The sequence below is a fragment of the Haloferax sp. S1W genome, assembly GCF_044593955.1.
GTDB lineage: Archaea > Halobacteriota > Halobacteria > Halobacteriales > Haloferacaceae > Haloferax.
In genome coordinates, this window is record NZ_CP172595.1 from 327,953 (window position 1) to 349,921 (window position 21,969).

Consider the following 21,969-nt stretch of genomic DNA (forward strand, 5'->3'; position numbering starts at 1 on the left):
TACCTTCCGAGCGACCGCTGTGCGTGTCGCTCGGTTTTGTGCCCGACAAATCGGTTCGACTGGCGAAGGTTACAGCCACGTTATGCGCCGTCTCAGCCACCTATTTTGTCCCTGAACGAAGCGAGCGTCAGTCAGGGGCGGGTTTTGGACCGGATAGCGAGACGATAACAAAACAACTTCGTGGTGTTCAGTATGCCATGAGAAAGCTCTCCGACCAGAGTCGCCGCCGTCTCCTCCGATATTTCTCGAAGCTTGACGACCACGACATTACGTACGTCGTCCTCCGGAAGTACGAGCACCTCCCAGACTACGTCCCGAGCGACATCGACCTATTAGTAGACGCCGACGAATTCGACTTCGCTGTCGAACTCGCCGAACACGTCGGCTTCGAACGGCCGACCAACGCGAAGAAACCACAACCGCTCCTGAAAAAACTCCGCACGAGGCCGCTGTCTGTTGCCAAGACTGTGATTTCGTCTCCGGAGGCGCTTGTTGAGGCCCTGTTCGGGAGTCGGGAGGTAGACGCCGGGGACTACGAGCTTCGTCAGCGGCAATCTGGTGCTGTCAAACTCGACATGGTGAACCACCTCCGGTTCCCAGAACGAGGTGGGCGGACGGTTCCGTTAGCCGTCGAGGAACTCATGTTAGACCGACGTAAGCGGTACGAGGAGTGGTACGTTCCGTCGCCACCCGACGAACTCGCGCACATCATCGTCCACTGTCTGGTGGATTACGACCGCACGTTCCCCGAGTACTACGTCGGCCGCTATACCCGCCTCCGCAAACAGGTGTTTTCGGACCCCACGTATGAAGCGCAGTTTAAGGAGCTGTTAGAACTCTTCTTCGGTGAAGAGGCGAGAACCGTGTTCGACACTCTCTCGACCGCCGACCCCGATTCGATTACCGAGCCACTGTTAGTCGAACGCTAGCTTCGGGTGGGAGTCTGGGCCCCACTTCCCCCGACAATCGGAGTCTCGCGAGGGGCCGAAGCCCCTATCGGAGTGCGCACGAGCGTGCTCGGTGTCGTTTTAGCTACTCTCTCCCGAATGCGCCACACTCGGCTCCCTCGTCTCGTCTCGGTGTCGCCACGACCAGTAGAGACCGTACAAGCCCGCGACAAGGACGGCAATGCCGAGACCTTCGACCGCGTAGTTGAGCGGCGTTCCGTCCGGAATCAGCCCATCTTGTGCGACTTGTATGAGTTCGTACGAAATCCACGTGAGACACATCGAACAGAGGAGGATGGCCCGTTGAAACGGCACCTTGTCGCGGTAGTACTGGACGAGAGAAAAGACGAAGAGAGAGACGTAGGCGGACAACAGCCACGCGTCGGCGATGTCTGGAATCATGGCTGTCCCCATGGACCGACGGCGACGAGCACTCCGGCGACGGTGGCGAGTATCGCAATAAAAAGCGGTGGGGACGCGATGGCGGTCGAGACAAGGAAATCTATCGGGGTGGTGCTCTGGGGTGTTCCCGCGTCGAGCTGTCCGGAGGAGAGGGCGACTGTACAGCCGACGGCTGCGGCGACGACCCCGACCAGCCGTCCCCCACGCAGTGGGCTGGAGACCATACGGCATCTCCGGCCGTCTGATACTAAATAGTTGACAATTCATCGCTCGCGTGCGCAAGCGAAGGAACAACTATCTACCGAGGCTGACTATCTACCGAGGCTGTCCGCCGTCTCGACCTAGTACCCGAGCGTGTCGACCGTCTCGATTCGTTCGATACCGTCGAGTTCGCAAAGGGGTGCCACGTCAGGTTCCGGAATTGTGACGACGACGCCGCCGAACTGGAGTTCTCGCTCGACGGACCCGCCGAGGTCGGAGACGAGTTCGTCGAGTGCGGTCCGAGATTCGTCGTTCGTGGGTTCGATTCGAAGTTCGGCCGTCTCGTCGTCGAAGGGGTCGTCGCGCATCCGGCGAACGGGATGAGAGAGATACATGCCTCCTGCTCGGAAGCGAGGAAGAAAAACAGTCGCGGTCGGACGCGACACCGCCGACTGGTCCGGCCAGCGCTCGCGACCTCAATCTTCGGTGTAGTAGAAGAGCGCCTCTCGCTCGGCGTCGCAGTCGGGACACGACGAGGGGAACGCCGTGAGCGGCCCGGCTGCCCCGCACTCATCGCACACCCAGGCGAGATGCGCCTCTCCGTAGTCCTTGCGGGGAAGGGTCCGGTGTTCGACGACAACCGGTGGGTTCACCGCGCGCGATTCGGTGGTCGCACTTCGCTCGGCTGTCTCCCACGCTGTCTGGTCTTCTTCGAGCGGCCTGATCGGACGTGTCGGTGTCTTGATAGCCATACTCACATATACGTTCGCCGACGGTATAACGTCTGTAGTCACTCGTCTTGAGTTTCCTGCTACGAAGACCATCTGAGTTCGAGACGGACTGGGCCTTCAGGGAGGAACGTGCTGGTGTCGGCGTCGATGACGGTCTTTTCAGGCCGGGGAATCACGACGGACCCGTCGCCGACGCGAACTTCGATGTCGGCGTCGGGGGCGTCCGCGAGGTGACGGTCGAACTGCTGGAGTGCGGCGACGACCGTCCGTCGGTCGCTCCCTTCGTGGTTCGTGTCCACCGGGACGCCGCCGAAAACGGGGCGGACGTTCACGTCCCGCGAACGGTTCGAGAACACGGCGTTCACCGCGGCACCGAGGAGGATGACGAGACCACTGAAATAGAGCCACGTCAGCAAGACAATAATCCCGGCGACGACGCTCGATTCCGGCGAGCGACTGCTGAACTGGACGTAGAGCCGAAAGAGCGATTCGAGCGTGGTCAGACCGACCGCTGCAACGAGCGTTCCGGGGACGGCTTCGACGAAGACGAGGTCTTCGTCCGGGAAGATGTAGTACATCGGGAAGAACGTCGCGAACAGAATGGCGACGAGGACACCGCGGTAGAAAACCCATCCGAACAGGCCGTCGAGCGGGGGAAGCGCTGTCTCGACGAGCGCCCCAACGACGACAGCCACGGCGACGGTGACGAGGACGATGATGCCATCGGAAAGCTGGTCGGCGAACGTGTTGGCCGCCTCCGACTCGTAGATGTCGGAGAAGGCGGTGTCGAGGCCGCGAAAGATACGGAGCGTCCCCCAGAGGAGGACGAGGAGACCGACGATGGACAGTCCTGTGAACTGGCTCGACGACTCCAGTTCGGCGACGATGACCCCGCTCGCGCCGGGAGTGAGGACGGACTCGATGACGGAGAACACACTCTCACGGAGATTCTGGTCGCCGGTCGCGGAGACGACCGCGAGAACGAGGACGAAAAGCGGGAGCAAGGAGACGAACGCTCCGTAGGCGATGCTCCCGGCCATGAACGTGAGTCGTTCCGTGCGCACCTCGTGGACGATTGCTCGGCCCAGCGTGAGCGCCCGCTCGACGCGTGAATTCATGATATCCGATACGTCGGCCGAGGGAAAAAGAACGCCGGCGGGTGGACTCACCGCCGGTCGGTAAACAGGGAGAGCGCGACGCCGAAGACGGCCCCAGTGGCAGTCCACTCGGTCGTGTATCCGACAGTGGAGCCAATCGCAGCGCCAAGTACGACGCAGACGACGACACTCGCGGCGAAGAACACGAGACGACGGGCGCGCCCGGAGCGAGACATATCGGAATCGGAGGCCGTTCTGTGGCATAGCCTCGTCGGTTCAGAATCGGCGTGCTCCACCCTCTCACACCCTCGATTTTACGGTTCAGTACGACAACAGCTCAGGTATGACAGTCATCGCAATGCTGAGCGTCGCACCGGTCATCGAAGAGAGCATGTCCAGCGAAGTCGCCAAGGCAGTCGCCGCCCTCGACGACTTCGACGTATCCTACGAGACGAACCCGATGGGAACCGTCATCGAGGCAGACGACATCGACGAACTCCTCGCAGCGGTCGGCGCGGCACACAAGGCGGTCGATGGCGACCGAGTGAGCACGTTCCTGAAGATAGACCACAAGCGCACCGTCGACCAGCGCGCTGCCGACAAAGTCGCCGCCGTGGAAGACCACCTCGGCAGGGAAGCGAAGAAGGACCGCGAATAGCCCACCGGCCGACGCCGGGCCGCGTTCTCACTTCTCGAAGTACGGACCGTCCACCGCTCTCGAAGCGCGGGCCGCCCCCCGATTCTCGAAGCACGTCCACACCCTCGCGGAAGGTTCGACTGACAAACCCTTTAGCCGAAGGCGCGCAATCGGCGTCCATGGACAGCATCAATCGAATGGCCATCGAACTGGTCGACGAAGCGCTCGACTTCGCCGGTGAACTCGGCATCGAGGGCTACGAACTCGATTCCGGGACGACGGTCATCGACTTCGGCGTCGACGCCGACGGCGGGGTCGAAGCGGGGATGCTCCTCACGGAGATTCAGACCGCCGGTCTCGCCACCGTTCAGACACGGATGGGCGACGTCGCCGGTACCCCGCGCCCCCACGTCGAACTCTCGACTGACCGCCCCGCACTCGCACTTCTCTGCTCGCAGAAAGCCGGATGGGAACTCGTCTTCGACGACTTCGACGGACTCGGTTCCGGTCCCGCCCGCGCCCTCGTCGGCGAGGAAGAGGAGTTCCACCACCTCGGCTACTACGACGAGTTCGACCTGACGGTCCTCGCTGTCGAGAGCATCGAACTCCCGACCGACGAGGTGGCCGAACACGTCGCGGATATGACCGACCTCGAACCCAGTGCGGTGTTCCTGCCGACTTACGCCACCGGGTCGCTCGTCGGAAGTGTCACCGGGGCCGCCCGTGCACCCGAACTGGCGATGTTCAACCTCTTCGAAGCCGGGTACGATCCGAACAACGTCATCTCCGTCTCCGGTACCGCACCCCTCGCGCCCGTCAGTTACGACGAGAGCGTTGCGATGGGCCGAACTAACGACGCTGTCGCCTACGGCGGGCGTGTCCACATGACCGTCCACGAGGACTTCGACGACTTCGACACCGCCGTCTCGACCGCTGGCGAGGAGTACGGCGTGCCGTTCGAACAGGTGTTCGACGACGCCGAGTGGGACTTCAACGAGGTCGACCCCGGCGTCTTCGGCCCCGCACAGATCACCATCGACGTTGTCGACGGCCCAACGTACACGCTGGGTGAGACGGACGAAGACGTGCTCGCCGAGTCGTTCGGACTGTGAGGCGAAAGCCGGTCCCGCCCGCCCCGGACTCGCTGGACCGACTGTGGGAGGCCCACCGCGCCGTCCCGCTGATTCCGGGGTCGGAAGACGACTGCTGCGGTCGCCTTGCGAAGCATCTGGACGTGACGCCCGACGAGGGCCGCGACTGGCTGGTGTTCTGTCAGTCGCTCGGCCTCGCCAGAGAGACGAGCCGCGGCTTCGAGCGTATCCGCGGTGACTGGACCACAGGCGAACTCAGGGCCGAACTCGTCGACCACGTCTTCGGCGCACAGGAGGTTCTCGACGCCCTTGGCGACGACCCGCAGTCCGTCGAGGTTGTCTTCGAAGCCTTCGAGCCAACCGTTCCGAACTGGGAGCGCCACCGCGACCCCGAAGGCTGGGAGTCGCGCTGGCGGACTCGCGTCGAACGCCTGCTCGACTGGGCGGTGCTGTTCGGCGCGGCAACGCGTAAAGAAGACGGGTACGTCGCGGTCGATACAGTCGCGTCAGAAGAATAATTCCAATTGAGGTGAGACACCCGGCCATGGCGACACTTCTTTCGGACGGTCTCTGGCACATCGACTGCCAGACCTTCGACATGCCGAACGTCTTCCTCGTCGACGACGGGGCGCTCACGCTCGTCGATTCGGGGTGGCCCGGTGACGAAGAGACGGTCCGAAATGGAGTCGTCGACGCTGGGTTCGAACTGTCGGACATCGACCGCGTCCTTGTGACTCACTACGACGCCGACCACGTCGGCACCCTCGGGAAATTGACGCCCGACCTCGATGCGCCCGTGTACGTCCACGAGTTCGAGGCACCGTACGTTGCAGGTGACCGCCTCCCGCCGTGGACCGCTCGAAACGGACTCGAAGCACTTCACCGACTCTACTACCGTCGAATGACGCTCCCAGACCTACCGGTTCGTCACATCGAGGACGGCGACACGATAGGTGATTTCCGAGCGTATCACACGCCCGGCCACACGCCGGGACACGTGACGTACGTCCACGAAGGCCGCTCCGCCGCGTTTCTCGGCGACCTCGCCTACGGACTCGGTGATACGCTCCGCCCGACGGGTCGTCTGAGTTCGTACGACGCTCGGCAGGTCAAAGCGAGCATCCAGTCGCTTCTCCGCCGGGGAGACCGCTTCACCCATGCCTGTCCGGGGCACGGACCGCCGCTGAAAAAGGGATACGACCGGCTTTCGAAAACTGTGGAGTAAGTTACTCCACGTTCGTCACGGTCCCGACGCCCTTCGACCGACCTTCGCGGAAGACGAACCGCTGGCCTTCCTCGACGAAGTACGGCCGGAACTTGAACTCGATTCGGGTCGTCCCGGTATCGCCCGGGAGAAGTCGCCCGCCTTCGGGGTGGAAGATGGCCGCCTCGGAGGCGGTTTCGAGGTGGACGACGGGTTCGTACCCGTCTTGGATGCGAGTCGGGTGGTTGAGGACCATCACCTCGGCTTCGAACTCCCGGACCGCGGTGGGGTCGGAGTCGATGGGAAGAAGAACCATCCCGCGCTCGATTTCGGACTCGTTGACGCCCTTGAGCGCGATGCCGACGATTCGACCGGCGTTCGCTCTGTCGACGCGGTGGTAGTGCATCTCGATGGACCGGACTTCGACCTCACGGAACGACCCGTCCGGCATCGGCCCCAAGAGGAGTTCGTCGCCAGCCTCGACCGCCCCGGAGTTGACAGTCCCCGACGCGACTGCCCCGACGCCCGTCACCGAGTAGGTGCGGTCGATGTACATCCGGAAGTCGCCCTCTGCGGCGCTTCGCTTCGGGAGCGACTCGAACAGGTGGTCTAACTCGTCGAGACCGTCCATCGTGACGGCACTCGTCATCACGATGGGGACGACTGACTCACTAATCTCGTCGACGGCGGCGTCGACACCGTGGCGTTCGACCCGAAGCGGGGTTCGGCCCACGTCGCGGAGCAACCGTTCGACTTCGCGTTCGACTTCCTTGCCTCGGGAGTCCGAGACCACGTCAGTTTTCGTGATGGCGACGACAGTCGGCAGTTCCATCGCCAAGAGGATGCCGAGGTGTTCGCGGGTCGTCCGCGTCGGGCCGTCGTCGGCGGCGACGACGAGCAAGCCGTAGTCGAGTCGCTGGCCGACGAGGCCGCGAATCGTCGTGCGAAGCCACGGTTCGTGGCCGACGGTGTCGACGAACGAGACCAGTCGGTCCGCTTCCTGGACGATTTGCGCGCGGTCCGACTTTCGATGCGGGTTACGCATGCGGACCGGGCCGTCGTCCGAAAAGCCGTAGACGGCGTACGAGAGGTCCGCCGAGAGACCGCGTTCGACTTCGTGCGGTTGCACGTCGAGGAACGAGCGGGTGCCGCCGTCGCCGTCGTCGGACTGGCCGGTGACGAGCGACCCGACGAGCGTCGATTTCCCGTGGTCGACGTGCCCAGCGGTACCGACGACGATGTGGTCATCATCTACGTCGAGCATCGCCCCTTCGCGGATGGTGGCGACGCCGACGAGTCCGCGCTCGGCACCTTCTCCGACGCCCCACGTCTCGACATCTTCGATATGCGCGCCCGCCTCCTCGGCGAGAAGGGAGAGCACGTCCATCGTTTCGGAGAAGTCGTCGGGCGAGATGCCGGCGATACCGCCGTCGTCTGTGACGCCGACGACGTAGGTGGCGACACCGTCGCCAGAGAGTACTCGGTGACGAAGTTGCGCAGCAAGCGACTCCATCCGACCATCAGACAGGTGAACGGCACGAGTGAGGCGTTCTTTGAACTCGATGTTTCCGCCTTCTTCCTCCCCGCGCTCGAGGGCCGCTTCGAGAGGGGCCCGATCCGCGCTCATGAGAGGCCGTAGGAAACCGACCGTGAAAACGCTTTCCGCGGTAGAGTATACCATGAGAAAATACCGCAACCAAGTGGTCTGTTACGCTGCTCGCTGTTTGGCGGTTCCTCGACTTCGCCAGTCGGTCACTCAGACAGCCGTTCGTACGCGCGGGTGACGCGCTTGAAGGTCGCTTCGTCTCCCGATTTTGCGTCCGGGTGGGCCTCTTTGACCCGTTCTCGATACGCTTGCTTCACATCGTCCTGCGACGCATCTTCGTCAAGTCCGAGGGTTCGGAGCGCCTCGTTTCGACTCAGACCGGACCGAGGCGGGCGAACTCGCGGGCCGCCCCGCCGACTGCGTCGTCTCCCGTCCGCGCCGCTGAATCGCCCCGCCCGAGGGCCTTCCTGTGGGTCGCCGCGGGGTCCGGCACCGAATCCGCCCGTCTCACGCTGCCGCGTTTGTCCTTCTGCGGAGCGAAAGCCGAACCCGGCGGCGTCGGCACGGACCCGCCGTCCGCGGAAACGCTCTTTGAACCGGCCGCTGGCGTGAGAGTACATGAAATAGGTCGTCGCACCGAACGGGAGGGCGACGAAGAGCAAGACCGGTTGGTAGACGAAGGCCAACACCACGAGTAGCATCGTGAGGCCCGCGAACACCGCCGCGAGGCCCATGATGAGTCTATCCCGGTCCACGGGACCACTTGGTGGCGAATGCTGGTAAACGTCTCGCCGAGGGAAGGTGGTGGGAGAAAAGAACACTTCGGGAAACGATGATAGGGGACACCCTCGTGTGTGAACTATGAGCAAGGCAGAATCCGACACCGACGACGAGTTCGTCTGTGACGTGTGCGGGCGGTCGTTCGAGACGGAAGCAGAACGGGAAGCGCACCTCCGGTCCGAAGGGCTCGTCGACTGACGACGAGGGTCGAAATCGGCGACGACCAGCAGCGTCAGCTCAGCGGTACTGATTCAGGCGGTCTTTGAGACGCTTGGCCGCCTGTCCAGCGGCCTTGTCGAAGTCCTCGCCTTGGTCTTCGCCCGCGAAGATGATGCCGCGCGAGGAGTTCACGAGGCCGACACCGTCGGCGAGACCGAATTCGACGGCCGCCTCGGCGTCGCCGCCCTGCGCGCCCACGCCGGGAACGAGAAACGGCAGGTCAGGAACCTGCTCGCGGAGGTGTTCTAACTCCTCGGGACCCGTTGCGCCGACGACGAGGCCGACGTTTTCGTTCTCGTTCCAGAGGTCACAGAGCGCAGCGACGCGCTCGTAAAGGGGTTCGCCGGATTCGAGTTCGAGCGACTGGAGGTCCGCGCCGCCGGGGTTCGAAGTGCGACAGAGGACGAACACGCCCTTGTCCTCGCGGGCGAGGAACGGTTGAATCGAGTCGCGGCCCATGTAGGGGTTGACGGTGATAGCGTCCGCCTCGTCCAGCAGGTTCGCGTACTTACGCGTCGTGTTGCCGATGTCGGCGCGCTTGGCGTCGAGAAGAACGGGAACACCCTTCCCGTGTGCGTAGGCAATAGTTTCGCGGAGCGAGCGCCACCCGTCGGCGTCCTCGTAGAACGCCGCGTTCGGCTTGTACGCCGCCGCGTGTTCGTGCGTCGCATCGATGATGCGGCGGTTGAACGCCCATCGCGGGAGGTCCTTGTCGAGAAGGTGTTCGGGGATGCGGTCGATGTCGGCGTCGAGACCGACGGAGACGACACTGTCTACCTGCTCGATTCGGGACCGAAGGTCGTCGAAGAAGCCCATTGAAAGCGAGTGCGACGACCGAGAGTAAGGGGTTTTCCCTTCGAGGTCAGCGTCGGGGTGGCAAGTTAGACCGGCCTGTCTACGACCCACAGCACGCCCGCACCGACCACTAACACCCCGCCGAACGCGGCGAGCGCGCCGGTCGGCGAGACGATATCGGCAACGACGCCGCCCGCGAGTTCAAAGGGAACGACCGCGAGCGAGTAGAGCATCCCTGCCGCCGAGAGAACCGTCGCCCGGCCGACCGAATCGACGCGGTCGTTTACGTACTGATTCCCGAGAACGCCGGAGACGTTCGTCACGCCGCGAGCGAGGGCGAACGCCGGGAATGCGAGCGGACCAACGAGTGGAAGCATAGCATAGGAGACGGCGACGGCGACCGGCGCAAGGAGGAACCACCGGCGGATACCGATTCGGTCGCCAATCCAACCAGCGCGGTAGGTGGCACCCGCGGCAACGAGCGAGAAGACGGCGTAGGAGGCGCTGACTGCGGTGTTCGTCGCCGACGCGGGGACGCCGAGTCCGAGTGCCACGTCGCGGAGAATCGGCTGGTCGAAGATGTACACCATGTTGACGACGCCGAACAGGAGGGCGAAGTAGACCACGAAGCCGCGAAGTGGCGGGCGGGTCAGTTTCTCCCGGATGACGCGGAGCGCCGTCCGCGGTGTGAATCCATCGTCGCTGTCGCCCGATTCCGGGACCGAGAGGAGAATTGGAACCCCGAGTGCCGTCACCGCGGCGGTGGCGAAGAAGGGAACCGAGTAGTTCGTCGCGTCGGCGACGACGCCCCCCGCGAGGGTCGTTACGGCCCCGATTGCGAGGCCGACACCGGTAGCACGGCCACGCACGTTGGCGAACTCGTGCGTTTCGTTCGTCTCGTCGAGTAGGTCGTAGAGCCACGCGTCGCCACTCCCGGAGCGAAATGTCTGGCCGACCGCCCACGCGGCGTAGACGGTGGCGAACTGGAAGAACGTCTCCGAGAGGCCCATCGCGACCGTCGAGACGGCGATGATTGCCGTGCCGAGCGCCATCGCATTTCGGCGGCCGAGCCTATCGCCGAGATACCCGGTCGGAATCTCGCCGCCGACGAGGGCGAGCCACCAGATGCTGTTGAGCGCGCCGACTTCGGCGAACGAGAGTCCGTTCGAGCGAACGAACAGAATCCAGATAGCCGCGGTAAACGAGACGTACTCGGTCGATTTGTAGGCGTAATATTTCGCAATCGGAGTCGTAGCCCACTCTCGCCGAGACGTCTCCATCGTCTTCACCGCGCCCGCCGAAGAGATGAACGTGCCGGACTGCGGGCGACCGCGGCACGTCTGTTCGCGTACTTACCCAGTCCGGAAGGAGAAGTCCAGACTCGGCGCGCTGTGGGTCAGCCACCCCATCGAGACGACATCGACGCCGGTCGCGGCGTAGTCGGGGAGCGTGTCGAGAGTGATGCCACCGCTGGCCTCCGAGAGAACGCCCTCGGGGAGCAGTTCGACGCCCTCGGCCACGCGCTCCGGCGGGAGATTGTCGAACATGACGATGTCGGCACCGGCCTCGGCGGCCCGTGCGCCCATCTCTGGCGACTCCGCTTCGACTTCTATCTTCGTTGCGAACGAGGCGCGTTCCCTGAAGCGGGAGACGGCTTCCTCGATGCCGAGTTCGGCGATGTGGTTGTCCTTGACCATGACCATCCCCGAGAGGGTGAGTCGGTGGGTGTCGCCGCCGCCCGCCACGACAGCACGCTTTTCGATACCCCGAAGCCCGGGCGTGGTCTTCCGCGTCGCCGCGACCCGGACCGAGTCGTCGACGGCGTGGGCGCGGTCCACCGCAGTGCGCGTCACGGTGGCGATTCCAGAGGCGTGACCGGCCACGTTCACTGCGACGCGCTCGCCTCGAAGCACGTCCTGTGCGGCCCCCTCGACGCGAAGGACCACGTCGTCGGGTTCGATTCGTGCGCCATCCTCGATAGTCGCCGTCGCCTCCACACCGAGGTAGTCGAAGACTGCAACGGCAGCGTCGAGTCCGGCGGCAACGCCCGATTCGCGGGCGACGAGTCGGCCGGTCGTCTCGCCGGGGACGTGGTTCGTCACGTCGTGGTGGCCCACGTCCTCGGCGAGCCACCGTTCTATCGTCTCAGTCGTCAGCATGGATGGCCTCTTCAGACTCGGTCAAGCGGTGGCACCCGGCGGACGGGGTCTCGGAAGCGGCACGGGCGACGAGGAGCGAGCAGATGCACGCGTTTCGGAGTTCGAACAGCGACCGCGACACCCGCGTTCGAGCGTAGGCGTCGGCTTCGCCCTTCAGGCGGCGAATCCGCGCCCGAGCGGTGCGAAGCCCATCGGGGGTGCGTTCGACGCCCACGTACTGGTCCATCGTCGCGCCGAGTCGGTCGAACTTCTTTTCGGTGAATGCCTTCGGCAGCGCGGGGTCACGGTCGTCGGGTGCGACGTATTCGATTTCCCGCGCCTCGTCTCGACCCTGCTCGGCGGCCGTCTCACCAGCACGGGTCCCCCAGACGAGTCCTTCGAGGAGACTCGTCGAGGCGAGTCTGTTTGCACCGTGGACGCCGGTTCGGGCGCACTCGCCGACCGCATAGAGTCGGTCCAGCGTGGTTCGCCCGCAGTCGTCCACGGCGACGCCGCCGCAGAGGAAGTGCTCGCTGGGGGCGACCGGAATGCCGTCGTCGGGGTCCACGCCTCGGTCGTCGCAGAGTTCGGCGAGGTCGGGGAACTCGTCGCGGAAGTCGAGGGGCGACACGTCGAGCACGACGCGCCCAGTTGCGTCTCGCTCGCGGGCGACAGCGCGGGCGACCACGTCGCGGGGGGCGAGTTCGGCGTCCTCGTGGACATCGGGCATGAATCGCTCGCCCTCGCCGTTTCTGAGCACGGCCCCCTCGCCGCGGACCGCCTCGCTCACGAGGAAGGGTTCGGGCGCGTCGTCAGCGTCGGCGTCGGCGACGTTCGGGTCCGAACCCGGGTCGTAGGCGGTCGGGTGGAACTGTACGTACTGCATGTCCGAGACAGTGGCTCCGGCGAGTGCGGCCATCGCGATACCGTCGCCGGTCGCGCCCGGCGGATTGGTCGATGTCTCGTAACAGGCACCGATGCCACCCGTGGCGAGAATCGTGGTTCCGGCGAAGACCGGTTCGACCTCGCCGTCGCGGAGCGTGACCGCCCCGCGAACGACGCCCTCCTCTGTCAGAAGCGAGAGTGCGGCGGTGTCGTCGCGGATGGTGACACCGTCGTGGTCCGAGAGGTACGCGAGGAACGGCCGGAGAATGTGTTCGCCGGTGCTGGCGTCCACGTGGAGGATGCGGCGCTCGGAGTGGCCTGCCTCGCGGGCGAGCGCGAAGTCGTCATCCTCGGTATTCTGTGTGCCCGCCCTGTCGAAATCAACATCCAGCGTGTCGACGAGGATGTCGTCGACGACGCCCGCGGCTTCGGAGACGAGCACGTCAACCGCGTCGGGGTCGGCGGTGTCGTCGCTGGCACGGCGCACGTCGGCCGCGAACGACTCGGGGTCGGACTGCGTGACTGCGATGCCGCCCTGTGCCCAGTCGGTGTTCGCGTCCTCGGGTTCGCTCGCTTTCGTCACCACGAGCACGTCAGCACCTTCGCGTGCGGCGGTGAGCGCGGCGGCGCACCCGGCGATTCCGGACCCGACGACGAGTACGTCCGTCTTCATAGCTCTAACATGCGTTCGAGGGCCACTTCGGCCAGTTCCTTCTCCTCGGGCGCGACGGAGACGATATTCGGTTCGCGCCCGTCGGCCAGTTCTTCGAGGACCCACGTCAGGTAGTTCGGGTCGATTTGTCGCATGGCGTTGCAGTCCATACAGGCGTCGCCGCAGAGCGGGTCGACGTTGACCTCGGGGTGCCAGCGCGCGAGGTGTCGCGCGAGGTGGACTTCGGTGCCAATGGCCCAGTGTTCGCCCGGTTCAGCGTTCTCGATAACGTCGCAAATGTGGCTCGTCGACCCGACTTCGTCGGCCGCCGCGACGACTTCCGGGCGGCACTCGGGGTGGACGACGACCTGCGCGCCGTCTTCTTGGGCTTCCTCGACGTGGCTGACGCGGAAGCGCTCGTGGACCTGGCAGTAGCCGTCCCAGAGGACGACTTCCGCATCTTCGAGGTCGGTGTCGTCTTTCTCCTCGTCGATGCCGCCAGCCCACGGGTCCCACTCGACGACTTCGTCGATGCCGAGGTCGTTCGCCGTGTTGCGTCCGAGGTGCTTGTCGGGGAGGAAAAGCACCGCGTCGCCGCGCTCGAAGGCCCACTCGAAGGCGTCGGCGGCGTTCGAGGAGGTACAGATGAGGCCGCCGTGGGAGGCACAAAAGGCCTTCAGGTCAGCGTAGGAGTTCATGTACGTCACGGGAATCACGTTCTTCCCGCCGGTTCCGGCCACGAGTTCGTCCCACGCGGAATCGACCTGTACCGCCTCGGCCATCCCGGCCATCGGGCAGGACGCCTCCATCGACGGGAGGATAACCGTCTGGTCGTCGTCGGTGATGATGTCGGCACTCTCGGCCATGAACGTCACACCCGCGAAGACGACGTATTCGGCGTCAGATTCGGCGGCGCGCTTCGAGAGTTCGTACGAGTCGCCGATGAAGTCGGCGTGCTCGACGATTTCCCGCCGCTGGTAGTTGTGTCCGAGGACGATGACATCGTCGCCGAGGGCCTCGCGGGCCGCTTCGATGCGCCGTGCCCGCTCTTCCTCGTCGAGGTCACGGTGACTCTCGGGCAACTGCTCGAACGTGTCGTACTTGAACAGGCTCAGGTCGGACTCGAACCCGACCGATTCCAAAGTGACCATGGTTATAGTTCGATACGAAGACCATCAGAGCGCATCATTGAAAAATATATTTCTTCAATGTTGCTCGTGAGGGAGTGAATAGTCTATTTCGATGGCGACTACGAGAGAATAGTTACTACTAATGGCGCTTGAACCGACGAAAATTGCCACTATTGCCAGTCAACACGACGAATCTCTCCCTATCGCAGAACGCTCGGAGAATAGTCGCTACGACCGTCGCTCACGTCGAGTATTGTTCGAATGGCGCGCAGTAACGTGATTCGACCCGTAGTGACGCGATTCGACCCGGTGGTTTGGTATTCGACCTGTAGTAACGTGATTCGACCCGGTGGTTTGGTATTCGACCGTGACGCTCAGGCGTCGCGTTCGAAGACGACGCGGCCCGCGACGACGGTCATCGAAACGTCGATGTCGCGGATCGAATCTGTCTCCCACGGTGACTCACCGAGGACGATTAGGTCTGCGTCCTTCCCCGGTGTGATGGTTCCCACCCTGTTCTCGTCGAACCCGGCGTACGCGCTTCCGGACGTGTACGCGCGGAGTGCCTCGAAGACCGTCAGCGACTGCTCCGGGTCTGGGTGATTCGTCGCAAGGTCGACGCCGAGAAGCGGGTCCAGCGGCATGCAGTCGCTCCCGAAGGCGAGGTCGACCCCGGCGTCGAGCAGGTCGCGGTAGCGGTTGGTCCGAAGGCGTCGCTCGCCGAGTCGGTCAGCGTAGAGGCCGTCTTCGTCGGCCCACTTCAGGAAATTCGGCTGGACGGACGCGACGACGCCGAGGGTGGCGAATCGCTCGATTGCCTCGTCGGAGGCGAGTTCGACGTGTTCGACGCGGTGACGAGCAGTCCGCGGGCTGTCGGTCGCCTCGTAGGCGTCGAGGACAGTGTCGATTGCAAGGCCGCCGATGGCGTGGGCGGAGAGTTGGTACCCGGCCGCGGCCGCGTCGGAGACGAGTTCGTACAGGTCGTCGGGTTCGACAACCCACTGGCCCGTCTCGTCGGGGGCGTCGGCGTACGCCTCGGAGAGTTTCGCGGTTCGGCCGCCGAAACTCCCGTCGGTGAACGTCTTAATCGCGCCTGTGGTGACGAGGCCGTCGCCGTGATTCGACCGAAGCCCGACTTCCCGGAGGGCGTCGAGGTGGTCCGACCAGTAGTTGATGCGGACGCGCAGGTCCAACTCGCCCGTGGCTTCGAGGTCGCGGTAGACTTCGGGTGCGCGTGACCCGCGGACCATGTCGTGGACGCCGGTGACGCCGCGGGCGGTGGCGGACTCCTGTGCGGCGCGGACGAGGTCGGTCATCTCCTCGCGGTCGGGTTCGGTCGCCTCCCAGAGCACGTCGATTGCCTCCTCGACGATGACGCCGGTTGGAGTCCCGTCGCTCGGAGCGGTCTGCACACCCTCGTCGGGCATCTGGTCGCCGTATCGGTCGAGGACGACAGAGTTGACCCCGGCGGTGTGCATGTCCTCGCGGAAGGCGACGACGGGGGTCGACTCGGAGACCGCGTCGAGGTCCTCGCGGGTGAGGTAGCGCGACTCGTCCCACGTGCTCTCGTCGTAGCCGAAGCCGAGAACCCACTCGTCGCCGCCGTCGATTTCCGCGGCCCGATTTTGGAGCACGTCGAGCGCGTCGCCGACCGAGTTAGCCTTCGAGAGGTCGGCATGGACCAGCGACCGGCCGACCATCGGGAGGTGCGTGTGGGCGTCGATAAAGCCGGGGAGGACGACACTCCCGCCGCAGTCCACGACGCGCGTTTCGACCCCGGCGAGGAGTTCAACGTCGTACGCGCGGCCGACGCGGACGATTCTGCCGTCGCGGATAGCCACCGCCTCGTGGGTCTCGTCGGGCGATTCGAGGGTGTGTACCTCGGCGTTCGTGAGGACGAGGTCCGCTGCCGCAGTCATGTCTTTGACCCCGACGCGGGAGGGCAAAGTCGTTCGGGCGTCCACAGTCCCACCGAGGTCCGGAAAACCGGAACCCGTTTGGGCCCGGGGCGGAAACCGTCGGAACATGACAGACGCCGCGTCCCTCGCCGACCGCGTTCGGGAGGGCGAACTCCGCCTCCACGAACTCGAAGCACACGCCGACGCCGACACCGCCGCCGAGGCACGTCGCCTCCTCGTCGAATCCCAGTCGGGCGCGTCGCTCGATGCAGTCGGGAACTACGGCTTCCCCGCCGAAAAAGCCGAGACAGCCATCGAGAACATGGTCGGTGCCATCCAGGTGCCGATGGGTGTCGCTGGCCCCGTCGAAATCGACGGTGGCTCCGTCGACGGCGAGAAGTACCTCCCGCTTGCGACCACCGAGGGCGCACTCCTTGCGTCGGTCAACCGCGGCTGCTCGGTCATCAACAGCGCTGGCGGCGCGACCGCTCGCATCCTCAAGTCGGGGATGACTCGCGCCCCCGTGTTTCGCGTCGCCGACGTCGCCGAAGCCGAGGCGCTCGTCTCGTGGACCCGAGACAACTTCGAGACGCTCAAAGACGCGGCCGAGGAGACGACGAACCACGGCGAACTGTTGGACGTGACACCATACGTCGTCGGCAACTCGGTTTTCCTGCGCTTCCGTTACGACACCAAAGACGCGATGGGGATGAACATGACGACCATCGCCACCGGGGCCGCCTGCGAAGTCATCGAGGAGGAGACCACCGCCTCCCTCGTCGCCCTCTCGGGGAACCTCTGTACCGACAAGAAGCCCGCCGCCATCAACGCCGTCGAAGGCCGCGGTCGGAGCGTCACGGCCGACGTTCGCATCCCGCGGGAAATCGTCGAAGACCGTCTTCATACGACGCCGGAGGCCATCGCTGAACTCAACACCCGAAAGAACCTCATCGGGTCGGCGAAAGCCGCCAGCTTCGGATTCAACGCCCACGTCGCGAACGTCGTCGCCGCGATGTTCCTCGCAACCGGGCAGGACGAAGCGCAGGTCGTCGAGGGTTCGAACGCCATCACCACCGCCGAAGTGCAGGATGGGGACCTCTACGTCTCCGTCTCGCTGGCTTCCCTCGAAGTCGGCACCGTCGGCGGCGGCACCAAGCTGCCGACGCAGTCTGAAGGCCTCGACATCCTCGGCGTCCGCGGTGGCGGCGACCCGGCGGGGTCGAACGCCGACGCTCTCGCGGAGGCAATTGCCGTCGGCTCGCTCGCGGGTGAACTCTCGCTCCTGTCGGCGCTCGCCTCTCGGAACCTCTCCAGCGCGCACGCCGAACTCGGTCGGTAGGGCGTCGAGAGCGCGGTACATCGGGCTTTCTTTCGGAATGCGTCGGATGAGTTTACTTTCACCCGGTTTGAGTATTGTAACACTAGCTTCTCCCTGCGCCTCACACTCCAGCGCTTGGAGTCTGACGACACAACACCTCGTTTACTTTCACTCCGCTTCCGTGGCTCGATTTTAATCGTTCCTCGCTGGTAGGATTCAATTGCGTCCGTCCGGCGAGTACCGGCGGGCGTATCCACACTCCCATCCCCTCCCATGTACGCCCCCCCATCCAGTCCCGACCCCGAATCGGACGACGACCACGACGGGGTTCGACGCCTCGCGCTGGCCCTGCGACTCCTGAAGTTGGCACTGGGCGTCGTCGTGTCCGCGCTCAGCATCGCGAAGCTTCTGGGCGTGCTCTGAGACGCGCGCCACCGTCGAATCCGAGTCAGAGCAGTCGATACCGACCGCCGGACTCGGATACCTCTCCCCTCCGGCGAAGTTTTTCCAGTAGGTCGCGCGCTTTGTCTTCGGGAACGCCGCGCTCGCTCGCGCCCGTGACGATTTCGTCTTCGGTCGGGCGGTCACCCGCTCGAATGGCGTCTTTGACCGCAGTCAGTCGGTCGGTCGAACCGGACGACGACGCCCGGCCACGTTCGGCGCGCGCACCGGCGTCGAAGACCTCGTCCGCGTCGAGGCCGGACTCTTCGAGATACTCTCGGTCGTCGATGCCCGACTCTTCGACCAGTCTGTCGAGTTCGGAGACGTGTTCGACCTGCGAGAACGCCTCGCTATCGCCGTGTTTCTTCGCGAGGAGCGCCGCCCGCGCCTGTCTCGCCGCGTCGCGGTCGTCGGACTCGAAGAACCGTCGCAACTTTTTCGTCTGGTGCCGCCGCCCACAGCGCGGACACGTCGCTGTCTTCGACCCGCCCGGGTCCGACAGCAACCACATGTTCGCACAGTCCGTACACCCTACGACCGCGTACATAGTCGTCACTTCCCCGTGTTCCGATTTGAACCTTCGGACGGACGGCGGATTTATTCCCTCTCCCTGCGCCACGTCACCATGGAGCGTCTTTCCATCGACGACGTAGAATCGACCGAAGCGGTCGAAGACGTGCATCTGGCGGTGCTCGCTGGTGGCGAGAAGATGAACGTCCAGCATTTCCGTATCGAACCCGGCGCGACGGTGCCGGTTCACGAACACCCACACGAACAGGTGGGCTACATCGTCGCCGGAGAGTTGACCTTCGTCGTCGGCGACGATGGCGACGAAGTCGTCGTCGGTCCCGGCGACTCCTACTCACTCGCCGGTGGGGAAGCACACGGCGCGGAGAATCGCGGGGACGAACCGGTCGTCGGCATCGACGTGTTCTCTCCGCCTCGTGGCAACGCTGCGTGGCGGGACTAAGTGAACTGTTCACTCCCCATCAGTACTGACTGTTCTCTGAAGTGTTTCGACTTCAGTGCGAGCGGAGTTACCGCAGTGTTCGGAATCCGACAGCTCGTTTTTTCACCTGTTAACTGACCAGAGCCTGTGGGAGAAAGCATTTATCAAGCGAGCATCACGATACGGATGTCCCTAACAATGCCCTCCCCCCGAGTAGTTCACGTATGGTCGCCGTATCGCCCGCCACACACGCTGCACCGTCCGACGGGTCTCAGGCGGCAATGAGGCGACTCACCCTGGCCCGCCAGCCGTGGCTCTGGGCGTTCGTCGGCGTGTGGGCGGTGTTCGTCAGTGCGCTCCATTTCGGTGGGCTGGCCTACAACATCTACACGAAAGTCTGGTGGTGGGACCTGCTCACCCACTCGCTGTCGGGCTTCGGCGTCGCGGGTGTGTTGTACCTCGCCTTCCCGCGGACGTTCACCCGCCGACACGCACCGGTGATTGTCGGCGGTGCCGTCCTCGCCATCGGTGCCGGGTTCGAAGTGTACGAGTACCTGTTCAAAGACTTCTGGTACGGGTGGTCGATGGCGTACTACGTCGAAGATACCATCGTCGACCTCGTCGTCGACACGGTCGGTGCGCTCGGCTTCGTCGTCCTCGTAAACACGATGGCTCGTCGGATGCCGTCTCCCTCGTCGCAGGCGACCCACGAACGCCCACGCACGGAGCGTGCTGGCGACCGACTCGCCGAACACCCCGCCAAACTCCGTTCAGACGGTGGCGACCGAAGTGGGGCTACCGACGCGCCGTCACCCGAGTCTCCCCGTGACGACTCGGCTCGGTAGCTTTCCTCTCGGCACCGTTCTCTGGCAGTTAAATTAACTCCCTTCGTGTTCCGTCCTCGGGAAAACGTACATATCGGATATCCTCATTGTATCGGTCATGCGAAAGCACAACATGCTGCTTCTCAGACGAGCGGGAGACACACGCACCGACGCACGGCGTCACCCTCGACACGAATGCTGAGGCGAACCTGGGAGCAGATGGTGCGCCCCCGGTGGCGGGAACGGCCGGGCGAGATGACACTCGTCGGTTTGTGGGGCACGGTCGTCACCGCAACGCACTTCCTGAGCATGGCGTACTTCCTCTATTCGCGCATCTGGTGGTGGGACATCTTCGTCCACGCGGCGTCTGGGTTCGGCGTCGCGGCGGTGCTTTTCGTCCTCCGACCGCGACTCCTGCGCTCGCCGTTCGCGTTGCTCGTTGTCCTCCCGATGGCCGTCGCCGCCATCGGCACGTGGTTCGAGGTGTACGAGCGACTCTTTACGGACTTCTGGGTCAACTGGTCGCTCGCGTTCTATCTGGAAGATACAGGCATCGACATCGTCGCCGACACCGCCGGTGCAGTCGTCTTTGGTATCGTTCGGCCGCTTTGGGACCGTGTTTCGGTGTTTCGACGGGACCCGAATCGGCTGTAATGCGGTCCTAATTTCTCCGCCTCTCGCGACGGCCACACGGCTCGCGGAGGTAGTATCAATAAAAGACGTTGTGCGAGTGAGGTTCGCTTACGCGAGTTCGTTGATGTTCTCGACGACCTTCTCGGCGTATTCGCTGGTGGCGAGTTTGTTGCCGCCTTCGATCTGACGGTGAAGGTCGTAGGTCACGTCGCCCTCGGAGATGGTCTTCTCGACAGCGTCGCGGATGAGCTTGCCAGCGTCCTTCCAGCCCATGTACTCGAACATGAGACGGCCGGAGAGAATCATCGCGGTCGGGTTGACCTTATCCTCGCCTGCGTACTTGGGCGCGGAGCCGTGGACCGGCTCTGCGAGACAGAGGCCTTCACCGAAGTTCGCACCGGGTGCGATGCCGAGACCGCCAATCTGTGCGCCCGCGGCGTCGGACATGTAGTCGCCGTTGAGGTTCATCGTGGCGATGACGTCGTAGTCGGCGGTGCGGGTCAGAAGCTGCTGGAGCATGTTGTCGGCGATGCGGTCCTTGACGACAACCTTGTCCTCGGGCTTCTCGCCGTCGTACTCTTCCCAGAGTTCGTCCTCGGTGATGGTCACGTCGCCGAACTCCTCTTCTGCGAGTTCGTAGCCCCAGTCACGGAAGGCACCCTCGGTGAACTTCATGATGTTACCCTTGTGGACGAGGGTGACGGAGTCGCGGTCGTTCTCGATGGCGTACTCGATTGCCTCGCGGACGAGTCGCTTCGTTCCGAACTCGGTGATGGGCTTGATGCCGATGCCGACGGGGCCGTCGTGGATGACGCCCGTGGCGCCCATCTCCTCCTCAACGAACTCCTTGACCTGCTGGACTTCGTCAGTACCGGCTTCCCACTCGATACCGGCGTACACGTCCTCGGTGTTCTCGCGGAACGTGACCATGTCCATCGCCGAGGGGTTCTTGACGGGCGACGGGACGCCGTCGAGGTGGTAGGTCGGGCGGACGTTCGCATAGAGGTCAAGCTTTTTGCGGAGAGCGACGTTCAGGGAACGGAAACCAGCGCCGACAGGCGTCGTGAGCGGACCTTTGATAGCGACGCGGTGGTCGCGGATGGCGCTGACGGTATCCACGGGAAGGTTCTCGTCGTATTTGTCGCGGGCGGATGCGCCTGCGTAGACACGCATCCAAGATACAGAGCGCCCAGTCGCCTCTGCGGCGGCGTTGAGGACCTTCTGTGCGGCCGGACCAACGTCGGTTCCGATACCGTCACCGTGAATAATCGGAATAATCGGATTGTCAGGAACAGAAAGCTCGCCCGTCTCCTCGTCGACCGTAATCTTCTCACCGTCTTCAGGAACCTCAATCTGGTCGTAACTCATGAACAATCAGGGGTTTTGGGTGCGTTGTAAAAGTCCTGCCGTTCTCCCCGTGTATTCGTAAATATCTCCGCTAGTCGGTCGCT

General features: G+C 64.1%; 26 protein-coding genes. 10 read left to right on the forward strand and 16 right to left on the reverse strand.

Annotation, left to right across the window (positions count from 1 at the left end; all coding sequences use genetic code 11):
- The first annotated feature begins 197 nt into the window (after nucleotides 1–197).
- Entirely contained in the window at nucleotides 198–929 is a 732-nt protein-coding gene (locus ACH9L7_RS01800; protein ID WP_396612040.1) for a hypothetical protein, read from the forward strand.
- A gap of 99 nt (nucleotides 930–1,028) precedes the next feature.
- On the opposite strand, the gene ACH9L7_RS01805 is transcribed toward ACH9L7_RS01800, so the two are convergent.
- From ACH9L7_RS01805 to ACH9L7_RS01830, 6 genes are all read right to left on the reverse strand, one after another.
- Nucleotides 1,029–1,361 (reverse strand): hypothetical protein, encoded by a 333-nt coding sequence (locus ACH9L7_RS01805; protein WP_396612041.1) that lies wholly within the window; start codon nucleotides 1,359–1,361, stop codon nucleotides 1,029–1,031.
- Nucleotides 1,346–1,573, reverse strand: coding sequence for a hypothetical protein (locus ACH9L7_RS01810; RefSeq protein ID WP_396612042.1), 228 nt, complete (start codon nucleotides 1,571–1,573; stop codon nucleotides 1,346–1,348). Before ACH9L7_RS01810 ends, ACH9L7_RS01805 begins: the two co-directional genes overlap by 16 nt.
- A gap of 117 nt (nucleotides 1,574–1,690) precedes the next feature.
- Nucleotides 1,691–1,945, reverse strand: coding sequence for a hypothetical protein (locus tag ACH9L7_RS01815; protein WP_396612043.1), 255 nt, complete (start codon nucleotides 1,943–1,945; stop codon nucleotides 1,691–1,693).
- 81 nt (nucleotides 1,946–2,026) lie between these two features.
- Nucleotides 2,027–2,302 (reverse strand): hypothetical protein, encoded by a 276-nt coding sequence (locus tag ACH9L7_RS01820; RefSeq protein WP_396612044.1) that lies wholly within the window; start codon nucleotides 2,300–2,302, stop codon nucleotides 2,027–2,029.
- Nucleotides 2,303–2,361: 59 nt separating this feature from the next.
- Entirely contained in the window at nucleotides 2,362–3,399 is a 1,038-nt protein-coding gene (locus tag ACH9L7_RS01825; RefSeq protein ID WP_396612045.1) for a YihY/virulence factor BrkB family protein, read from the reverse strand.
- 47 nt (nucleotides 3,400–3,446) lie between these two features.
- On the reverse strand, nucleotides 3,447–3,614 hold the full coding sequence (locus ACH9L7_RS01830) for a hypothetical protein (protein WP_396612046.1): 168 nt from the start codon (nucleotides 3,612–3,614) through the stop codon (nucleotides 3,447–3,449).
- 107 nt (nucleotides 3,615–3,721) lie between these two features.
- On the opposite strand from ACH9L7_RS01830, the gene ACH9L7_RS01835 reads away from it, so the two are divergent.
- The 4 genes from ACH9L7_RS01835 (at nucleotide 3,722) to ACH9L7_RS01850 (ending at nucleotide 6,331) form a co-directional block, all read left to right on the forward strand.
- Nucleotides 3,722–4,036, forward strand: coding sequence for an MTH1187 family thiamine-binding protein (locus ACH9L7_RS01835; RefSeq protein ID WP_396612047.1), 315 nt, complete (start codon nucleotides 3,722–3,724; stop codon nucleotides 4,034–4,036).
- A 158-nt stretch (nucleotides 4,037–4,194) separates the two neighbouring features.
- Nucleotides 4,195–5,127, forward strand: a complete 933-nt coding sequence (gene mch, locus ACH9L7_RS01840) for a methenyltetrahydromethanopterin cyclohydrolase (protein WP_396612048.1) — start codon at nucleotides 4,195–4,197, stop codon at nucleotides 5,125–5,127.
- The gene (locus ACH9L7_RS01845; protein WP_396612049.1) at nucleotides 5,124–5,624 is read left to right on the forward strand and encodes a hypothetical protein; all 501 of its coding nucleotides are present in this window, start codon (nucleotides 5,124–5,126) and stop codon (nucleotides 5,622–5,624) included. The genes mch and ACH9L7_RS01845 overlap by 4 nt, the downstream gene beginning before the upstream one ends.
- A gap of 26 nt (nucleotides 5,625–5,650) precedes the next feature.
- On the forward strand, nucleotides 5,651–6,331 hold the full coding sequence (locus ACH9L7_RS01850; protein ID WP_396612050.1) for an MBL fold metallo-hydrolase: 681 nt from the start codon (nucleotides 5,651–5,653) through the stop codon (nucleotides 6,329–6,331).
- 1 nt (nucleotide 6,332) lies between these two features.
- Here the strand turns inward: ACH9L7_RS01850 and ACH9L7_RS01855 are convergent, their stop codons facing one another.
- The 8 genes from ACH9L7_RS01855 to ACH9L7_RS01890 form a co-directional block, all read right to left on the reverse strand.
- Complete coding sequence (locus tag ACH9L7_RS01855) at nucleotides 6,333–7,937, reverse strand: GTPBP1 family GTP-binding protein (protein ID WP_396612051.1); 1,605 nt, start codon at nucleotides 7,935–7,937, stop codon at nucleotides 6,333–6,335.
- 125 nt (nucleotides 7,938–8,062) lie between these two features.
- Nucleotides 8,063–8,611, reverse strand: a complete 549-nt coding sequence (locus tag ACH9L7_RS01860) for a DnaJ domain-containing protein (RefSeq protein ID WP_396612052.1) — start codon at nucleotides 8,609–8,611, stop codon at nucleotides 8,063–8,065.
- A 262-nt stretch (nucleotides 8,612–8,873) separates the two neighbouring features.
- Nucleotides 8,874–9,671 (reverse strand): orotidine-5'-phosphate decarboxylase, encoded by a 798-nt coding sequence (gene pyrF, locus ACH9L7_RS01865; RefSeq protein ID WP_396612053.1) that lies wholly within the window; start codon nucleotides 9,669–9,671, stop codon nucleotides 8,874–8,876.
- Between the two features lie 65 nt (nucleotides 9,672–9,736).
- On the reverse strand, nucleotides 9,737–10,930 hold the full coding sequence (locus ACH9L7_RS01870) for an MFS transporter (RefSeq protein ID WP_396612054.1): 1,194 nt from the start codon (nucleotides 10,928–10,930) through the stop codon (nucleotides 9,737–9,739).
- A gap of 72 nt (nucleotides 10,931–11,002) precedes the next feature.
- The gene (gene nadC, locus ACH9L7_RS01875) at nucleotides 11,003–11,809 is read right to left on the reverse strand and encodes a carboxylating nicotinate-nucleotide diphosphorylase (protein ID WP_396612055.1); all 807 of its coding nucleotides are present in this window, start codon (nucleotides 11,807–11,809) and stop codon (nucleotides 11,003–11,005) included.
- Complete coding sequence (locus ACH9L7_RS01880; protein WP_396612056.1) at nucleotides 11,796–13,346, reverse strand: L-aspartate oxidase; 1,551 nt, start codon at nucleotides 13,344–13,346, stop codon at nucleotides 11,796–11,798. Before ACH9L7_RS01880 ends, nadC begins: the two co-directional genes overlap by 14 nt.
- Nucleotides 13,343–14,476 (reverse strand): quinolinate synthase NadA, encoded by a 1,134-nt coding sequence (gene nadA, locus ACH9L7_RS01885; protein ID WP_396612057.1) that lies wholly within the window; start codon nucleotides 14,474–14,476, stop codon nucleotides 13,343–13,345. Before nadA ends, ACH9L7_RS01880 begins: the two co-directional genes overlap by 4 nt.
- Before the next feature lie 353 nt (nucleotides 14,477–14,829).
- Nucleotides 14,830–16,374, reverse strand: coding sequence for an amidohydrolase (locus ACH9L7_RS01890; protein WP_396612058.1), 1,545 nt, complete (start codon nucleotides 16,372–16,374; stop codon nucleotides 14,830–14,832).
- Nucleotides 16,375–16,480: 106 nt separating this feature from the next.
- On the opposite strand from ACH9L7_RS01890, the gene hmgA reads away from it, so the two are divergent.
- Nucleotides 16,481–17,692 carry a hydroxymethylglutaryl-CoA reductase (NADPH) gene (hmgA, locus tag ACH9L7_RS01895; RefSeq protein ID WP_396612059.1) on the forward strand — a complete coding sequence of 404 codons (1,212 nt, stop codon included), beginning with the start codon at nucleotides 16,481–16,483 and terminating at the stop codon, nucleotides 17,690–17,692.
- Nucleotides 17,693–17,944: 252 nt separating this feature from the next.
- Complete coding sequence (locus tag ACH9L7_RS01900) at nucleotides 17,945–18,094, forward strand: hypothetical protein (RefSeq protein WP_396612060.1); 150 nt, start codon at nucleotides 17,945–17,947, stop codon at nucleotides 18,092–18,094.
- Nucleotides 18,095–18,119: 25 nt separating this feature from the next.
- Here ACH9L7_RS01900 and ACH9L7_RS01905 read toward each other — a convergent pair whose 3' ends face one another.
- On the reverse strand, nucleotides 18,120–18,659 hold the full coding sequence (locus ACH9L7_RS01905) for a DUF5817 domain-containing protein (protein ID WP_396612061.1): 540 nt from the start codon (nucleotides 18,657–18,659) through the stop codon (nucleotides 18,120–18,122).
- A 78-nt stretch (nucleotides 18,660–18,737) separates the two neighbouring features.
- On the opposite strand from ACH9L7_RS01905, the gene ACH9L7_RS01910 reads away from it, so the two are divergent.
- The 3 genes from ACH9L7_RS01910 (at nucleotide 18,738) to ACH9L7_RS01920 (ending at nucleotide 20,539) form a co-directional block, all read left to right on the forward strand.
- Nucleotides 18,738–19,082 (forward strand): cupin domain-containing protein, encoded by a 345-nt coding sequence (locus ACH9L7_RS01910; protein WP_396612062.1) that lies wholly within the window; start codon nucleotides 18,738–18,740, stop codon nucleotides 19,080–19,082.
- 260 nt (nucleotides 19,083–19,342) lie between these two features.
- Nucleotides 19,343–19,906 (forward strand): hypothetical protein, encoded by a 564-nt coding sequence (locus tag ACH9L7_RS01915; protein WP_396612063.1) that lies wholly within the window; start codon nucleotides 19,343–19,345, stop codon nucleotides 19,904–19,906.
- A 174-nt stretch (nucleotides 19,907–20,080) separates the two neighbouring features.
- Nucleotides 20,081–20,539: a hypothetical protein gene (locus ACH9L7_RS01920; RefSeq protein WP_396612064.1), complete on the forward strand. Its 459-nt coding sequence runs from the start codon at nucleotides 20,081–20,083 to the stop codon at nucleotides 20,537–20,539.
- 87 nt (nucleotides 20,540–20,626) lie between these two features.
- Here the strand turns inward: ACH9L7_RS01920 and icd are convergent, their stop codons facing one another.
- Nucleotides 20,627–21,886 carry an isocitrate dehydrogenase (NADP(+)) gene (gene icd / locus ACH9L7_RS01925; protein WP_396612065.1) on the reverse strand — a complete coding sequence of 420 codons (1,260 nt, stop codon included), beginning with the start codon at nucleotides 21,884–21,886 and terminating at the stop codon, nucleotides 20,627–20,629.
- Nucleotides 21,887–21,969: the final 83 nt, after the last annotated feature.

Excerpts from the sequence above, each read along its gene's own strand:
- ACH9L7_RS01800 (WP_396612040.1), top strand. The coding sequence starts at position 198 with ATGAGAAAGCTCTCCGACCAGAGTCGCCGCCGTCTCCTCCGATATTTC.
- ACH9L7_RS01805 (WP_396612041.1), bottom strand. The coding sequence starts at position 1,361 with ATGGGGACAGCCATGATTCCAGACATCGCCGACGCGTGGCTGTTGTCC.
- ACH9L7_RS01810 (WP_396612042.1), bottom strand. The coding sequence starts at position 1,573 with ATGGTCTCCAGCCCACTGCGTGGGGGACGGCTGGTCGGGGTCGTCGCC.
- ACH9L7_RS01815 (WP_396612043.1), bottom strand. The coding sequence starts at position 1,945 with ATGTATCTCTCTCATCCCGTTCGCCGGATGCGCGACGACCCCTTCGAC.
- ACH9L7_RS01820 (WP_396612044.1), bottom strand. The coding sequence starts at position 2,302 with ATGGCTATCAAGACACCGACACGTCCGATCAGGCCGCTCGAAGAAGAC.
- ACH9L7_RS01825 (WP_396612045.1), bottom strand. The coding sequence starts at position 3,399 with ATGAATTCACGCGTCGAGCGGGCGCTCACGCTGGGCCGAGCAATCGTC.
- ACH9L7_RS01830 (WP_396612046.1), bottom strand. The coding sequence starts at position 3,614 with ATGTCTCGCTCCGGGCGCGCCCGTCGTCTCGTGTTCTTCGCCGCGAGT.
- ACH9L7_RS01835 (WP_396612047.1), top strand. The coding sequence starts at position 3,722 with ATGACAGTCATCGCAATGCTGAGCGTCGCACCGGTCATCGAAGAGAGC.
- mch (WP_396612048.1), top strand. The coding sequence starts at position 4,195 with ATGGACAGCATCAATCGAATGGCCATCGAACTGGTCGACGAAGCGCTC.
- ACH9L7_RS01850 (WP_396612050.1), top strand. The coding sequence starts at position 5,651 with ATGGCGACACTTCTTTCGGACGGTCTCTGGCACATCGACTGCCAGACC.
- ACH9L7_RS01855 (WP_396612051.1), bottom strand. The coding sequence starts at position 7,937 with ATGAGCGCGGATCGGGCCCCTCTCGAAGCGGCCCTCGAGCGCGGGGAG.
- pyrF (WP_396612053.1), bottom strand. The coding sequence starts at position 9,671 with ATGGGCTTCTTCGACGACCTTCGGTCCCGAATCGAGCAGGTAGACAGT.
- ACH9L7_RS01870 (WP_396612054.1), bottom strand. The coding sequence starts at position 10,930 with ATGGAGACGTCTCGGCGAGAGTGGGCTACGACTCCGATTGCGAAATAT.
- nadC (WP_396612055.1), bottom strand. The coding sequence starts at position 11,809 with ATGCTGACGACTGAGACGATAGAACGGTGGCTCGCCGAGGACGTGGGC.
- ACH9L7_RS01880 (WP_396612056.1), bottom strand. The coding sequence starts at position 13,346 with ATGAAGACGGACGTACTCGTCGTCGGGTCCGGAATCGCCGGGTGCGCC.
- nadA (WP_396612057.1), bottom strand. The coding sequence starts at position 14,476 with ATGGTCACTTTGGAATCGGTCGGGTTCGAGTCCGACCTGAGCCTGTTC.
- ACH9L7_RS01890 (WP_396612058.1), bottom strand. The coding sequence starts at position 16,374 with ATGACTGCGGCAGCGGACCTCGTCCTCACGAACGCCGAGGTACACACC.
- hmgA (WP_396612059.1), top strand. The coding sequence starts at position 16,481 with ATGACAGACGCCGCGTCCCTCGCCGACCGCGTTCGGGAGGGCGAACTC.
- ACH9L7_RS01900 (WP_396612060.1), top strand. The coding sequence starts at position 17,945 with ATGTACGCCCCCCCATCCAGTCCCGACCCCGAATCGGACGACGACCAC.
- ACH9L7_RS01905 (WP_396612061.1), bottom strand. The coding sequence starts at position 18,659 with ATGTACGCGGTCGTAGGGTGTACGGACTGTGCGAACATGTGGTTGCTG.
- ACH9L7_RS01910 (WP_396612062.1), top strand. The coding sequence starts at position 18,738 with ATGGAGCGTCTTTCCATCGACGACGTAGAATCGACCGAAGCGGTCGAA.
- ACH9L7_RS01915 (WP_396612063.1), top strand. The coding sequence starts at position 19,343 with ATGAGGCGACTCACCCTGGCCCGCCAGCCGTGGCTCTGGGCGTTCGTC.
- ACH9L7_RS01920 (WP_396612064.1), top strand. The coding sequence starts at position 20,081 with ATGCTGAGGCGAACCTGGGAGCAGATGGTGCGCCCCCGGTGGCGGGAA.
- icd (WP_396612065.1), bottom strand. The coding sequence starts at position 21,886 with ATGAGTTACGACCAGATTGAGGTTCCTGAAGACGGTGAGAAGATTACG.